Source organism: Bartonella sp. AU16XJBT (assembly GCF_028618665.1).
In the GTDB taxonomy this organism is placed as follows: Bacteria; Pseudomonadota; Alphaproteobacteria; order Rhizobiales; family Rhizobiaceae; genus Bartonella.
This window is the reverse complement of sequence record NZ_JAQITF010000040.1, coordinates 1-4,648: the sequence shown is the minus strand read 5'-3', so window position 1 is coordinate 4,648 and position 4,648 is coordinate 1. Positions and strand designations below refer to the sequence as shown.

Sequence of the window (4,648 nt, the reverse complement as noted above, 5' to 3'; positions counted from 1 at the left end):
TCAAGCTGTTGTACCCCCTTATGGGCGCTGGCAGTATCACGGTTAAGGGAGGCGATGGCTTGTTCCACATCTTGTCCCGTCAACGCCTTTTGCCCTGCTTCATTTGTCAGCACAATGGTGCTATTGCTGATAGCGGATTTGGTATAGCCTTCCTCTGAATCTTTGGCTTTTGCATGATCTAAAACATTCTTGGCAATGTTTTTCCCAACACCGTATTTGCCCTGATACATGGGGCCACCCGCAGAAATGCTGATCCCATCGCTGTTGGCTTGAGCATCAGCACTGTTGGTGATATCACTCATTTTAATGGTTCCTGTGGTCAGTTTATTTTTGTTCGCCGGTGCGGTGCTGCCGATAATACCTCCGGTCATGGTTGTTGCACCCGCCACTGTAATATCAAAACCGCCCTCACCCGCTTTGATGCCGGATTGTTCCACAACGCTGTGATAATCACTAGAGGTTTTATCCTTGTTAAAGGCAATATTGGTTGACGCCGCATCATCCTTTTTTCCACCATTAAAGCCAACAGAAACAGAGTTTTGCTTGCTGGAAGTTTGTCCCGTATCACTGAGGCTGGTAATGATGAAATCACCACCAACCCCCATCTCTACACGGTTTCCAGAAACCACGGCGCCTGCAAATGTAGTATTTCCCCCACTATTGGTATGAACAGTGCCGGTGCCTATAATATGGCTGTTTTTATGATGCACTTGTTCACTGGAACCCTTTCCTTTTCCAAAAGAAGCATTGCCCATCCAGCCTTGACCGCCACTCCCATAGCTGTAACCAACATTTGCAGAAATATTTTGCGAATGGTTTTGCGTGCTTTGCGTGTTTTGCGCACTTTCAAAGAGGATATTTTGTTTTGCATCCAAGGTGATATTCCCGCTCTGTTCATCATTGCTCAGAGGGTTTGTGCCAGCGATAAGATCAGCGCCAACACCATGGATACTCCCATTGTTGGCATGCATGTTGATAGAACGCCCACCTTCTATTGTTGTGGTCACCGCGGTGGAAACTTGAGAAGAGGCCTCTGCCTTTTCAGCCTTAAAGCCTGCCGTAATGCTGGCTGAAACATCCGCCATATTACGAAGGTCACTTTTGCTTGCTCCACCCTTTATCCCATTGTAAAGACCTTTGCCTTTGTTATAGAGATCATAACCTTTTAAACCGCCAAGCAAACCATTGCCGATTTTGTGTTTTGTATCCCCATGACCAAAACGTTTTCCGGCATCCCTTATATCTTGTACCGTGCCAAGAACACCAACATTGACAGAACCTGTCACACCAGCAAAGAACTTTTCATGCTTTTCTTGTACATTAGAGGTATCATAGCTTTCCGATAGGGTGATATTATTGCCAGCATTAATGTTGACATCACGATTTGCTAAAACATTTGTCGCTTGTAAATTCACATCATTGCCGGCATTGATCTGCACATCTTTGCCCGCTTTGAAATTGGATGCTGTATTGAACTTTTCCCATTGATCGCCTTTATCCTTGGCGCCTGCAACCCCAATCCCTACAGAAACACCACTGCGGTTCTTTTCAAACTGAATGCCAAAGCCTGTACGTTCTTCCTTTGAGTTGGTGCTATGGCTATTGTGACCAGGCAAAACATTCACATTATGGACTGCCGAAACATTAATATTTTCCTCTGCGGTAAAGTCAGAACCTACCACGTTCACATCTTCTTTTTTGGCGGTGATGGTAATATTTTTACCATTGAGCGAAGAGCCTTGATGTTCAAAACTTTCTTCATTCTCTGTCTTTGATTCACTCCCAAATATCGAAACAAAGCCCTTGCCTGATCCCACACCAAAACCCGTTTCATGAGTTTCTGAATGGCTCTCATGGTGATCTGTCATGCCATCAATCGTCACGCTTTGTCCTGCCACATTGATATCTTCATTGGCAATCATATGAGAAGCTGTGATTGTGGTCTCTTTGTCTGATTGCGTAATAATGTTGCCCGTCGCCCCAAGAATGGAGGAAACCGTTGTTGTATGGGATTGAGATGTATCGGAAGATTTGCTACTCAAAAATCCACTTTCTGACGATTGTGCTTGCTGATCATACTTCTCTTGCGCCCCTTTGATGAGAATATTGCCACCAGAGTGAATGGTAATATCGGCTTTTGCTTGGTCTTCTGGCGTTTTTGCTCCTGAAGTCTCCCCTGTCTTGCCGGCTGTGAGTATCGAGGCAACAATTTCCGTGTTGTTTCCTGAATCAATGGCAACACCTTTACCCCCCGATATGAGTGAACCGGAAACTTGGGTCGCATCAATCTTGTTATGCTGGGATTTGCTGCTACTGAACGCCCCGCCCTCTTTATGATACGACATCTCATACTGTAAACTATTTTCCGCATTGTTGATGAGAATATCGTGGCTGGTTTTCAGCCCCACCTTGCCATCAGCCGTAACAGAACTGCCTGTGATGGTGAGATCATGTGGTTTGCCATCTTGCCCTGCAATAGCGCTGATATCACCCCCAGCATTGATCGAAGAGCCAACGGCTCGCGAGGCTTGCATATCCACTTTAAGGTTTTTATTCTGAAGATGATACTCCATCTCATCGGATTTGGTATCTATTGTGATATCCCCTTGAGCACCAAGAGCAACATTGCCCTTCGCATCGATATCGGACGCAGAAACATGGATATCTTTTCCAGAGAGAACAGTGGTATCTTTTCCAGAACTTAAATGAGAGCCATTGTGCACAGCAACATGGGAGGTTTGTTCCCCCCGATGGCTATTAGCACTGTTGCGCGTGGCATCAATCGAAACGTTTTCTTTTGCTTGTAAGAAAAGGTTATCCGTTGCTTGAACCTTAGAGCCTAAAACATGCAAATCTTTTCCAGAGGAAAGCGTTGTTGAGCCGCCAGAATTGACTTCTGATTGATGATGCATAGATGCATCACTCTGCGCATCATGGTACTCGGTTTTGACGGCACCGATTGTCAAATTGCCCTGCTCTGTAACCATGGCAAGATCACCCTTTGTGGTGATCTTTACCCCTGAGGCTGTCATATCTTTTTTAGCAAGAACTGTCGCATTGCCCCCAGAAGACAAGGCATGGGTGTTTAAAACAGTTTCCACACCATCAACCGTTGTGCGCCCTGCATCCAAACGAATATTGTTTTCTGCAAGCAAAACAGCATCACCATCAGCTGCAAAATGCCCCCCTTGACTGAGAATATCCCCGCCATGCACATTCAATTGGTTCTTTGCCGCAATACGCCCTGAATTGATAATCGTTGAAGTGCTTGTATTTGGGCTGGTGATATTGACATCATCGCCCATGATCAAAGCCCCAGCAGAAACAAAGGAGGCTCTGTCTTTTTCTGGAATGTAAAGCACCGGTGCATAAACATCCATGCCCTTGACCTGTTGACGAACATAAATCACCATCGGTGCTTCTAAACTTGCCAATTGTTCTTCACTTAAAGGCTCACCAAAGACAAGATTGTGGGCTTTGGCATAGTCTGCCCCGACATCCAGCAAACTTTTGACTTGTTCAATGGCATCACTGCCTGGAATAAAGGAGCCTTTACCCAAACCTTGCCCCACAAGATCACGCATTTGTTTTTCAATCAGTTGCTTTTCGAAATAAGCATCCCCTAAGAAAAAAATCTCCCGATCTGGCTTATAACCAATTCTGTTCAGAAAATAGGCGGAGCCATAAAACTTACCAACATCAAGGAAATCTGCTCTCGTTTCATAAATAAAATTTTGTTGAGGCAACGTGCCCCCAACACCGCCCGATTGGGGCTTTGGCAAAGGCAAAGTGCTGCCCTCAGCTAGTTCTTCTGTACCATTGAGATCCACTTTGGGGGTAAAGAGAGCACCAGCCCCGGTCAAACCGCTCAGCGCCTCCAGTGGATTACCTCCTGCCGCTTTTGCTTCAAAATGCGCATCCCCTGTAATGGAGCCTTCCGCTGCCTTGTTGTTGAGTTGATCTACCACCAAATTCAACGTGCCACCCGCTTGCACAAGACCAGGAACAGTATCGAGAACTTCTGAACCAGTTTGGCGATCCTTGTTATTTGCTATATCGAGATGATCATTGCGGCTGCCATCGGCATTATAGGCATAACAATAACTATCTGTATTGGCATGACAATGCATAAAGGTATTTTTATAGGCTGTTTCCCCTACATTGGTCAGCACATTCGCATGGATATCCGCATTGCCCCCTGCTTCTATAATGCTATAGTTATTCTCAATATTATCAGCGTTAATGATCAGATTACCGTGAGATTGTATCATCCCCTGAGCCGCCGGTTTATGCGAAAAGGTCTGCGTAACAATCTCCTCTGTCATATGGGACCAGTTTTTGTTTATTGACCCCCAAAATCCTACTTTCCACCGAAAACCATTCCATCGATACTGTTCTACGGAGTCTCTTTCGTCAATATATTTCCAAGTGAATGCCTTATAGACTGTTCCGTCTTTCAATGTTGTTGTACCATAAGTTCCTTCTTTGCTATTCCAAAGTGGGGCATCTAAATAAATTTCTAAGTGCCCTTTCCAAACTCCGTTATCGTATTGATAGTCGTGCCCTTTTCCCCAAAGACCAACTTTCGCATTCTGATATAACATCCCATCACTGAGTTGATCAGCCCCTTCTGGTCTTTGGAAAGAAA

At 45.2% G+C, this 4,648-nt stretch carries 1 protein-coding gene; it reads right to left on the bottom strand.

Going from position 1 to position 4,648, the window contains the following annotated elements; genetic code table 11:
• The coding region (locus PVV66_RS09095; RefSeq protein WP_273760991.1) for a hemagglutinin repeat-containing protein at positions 1-4,648 on the bottom strand (4,648 nt) is incomplete at both ends.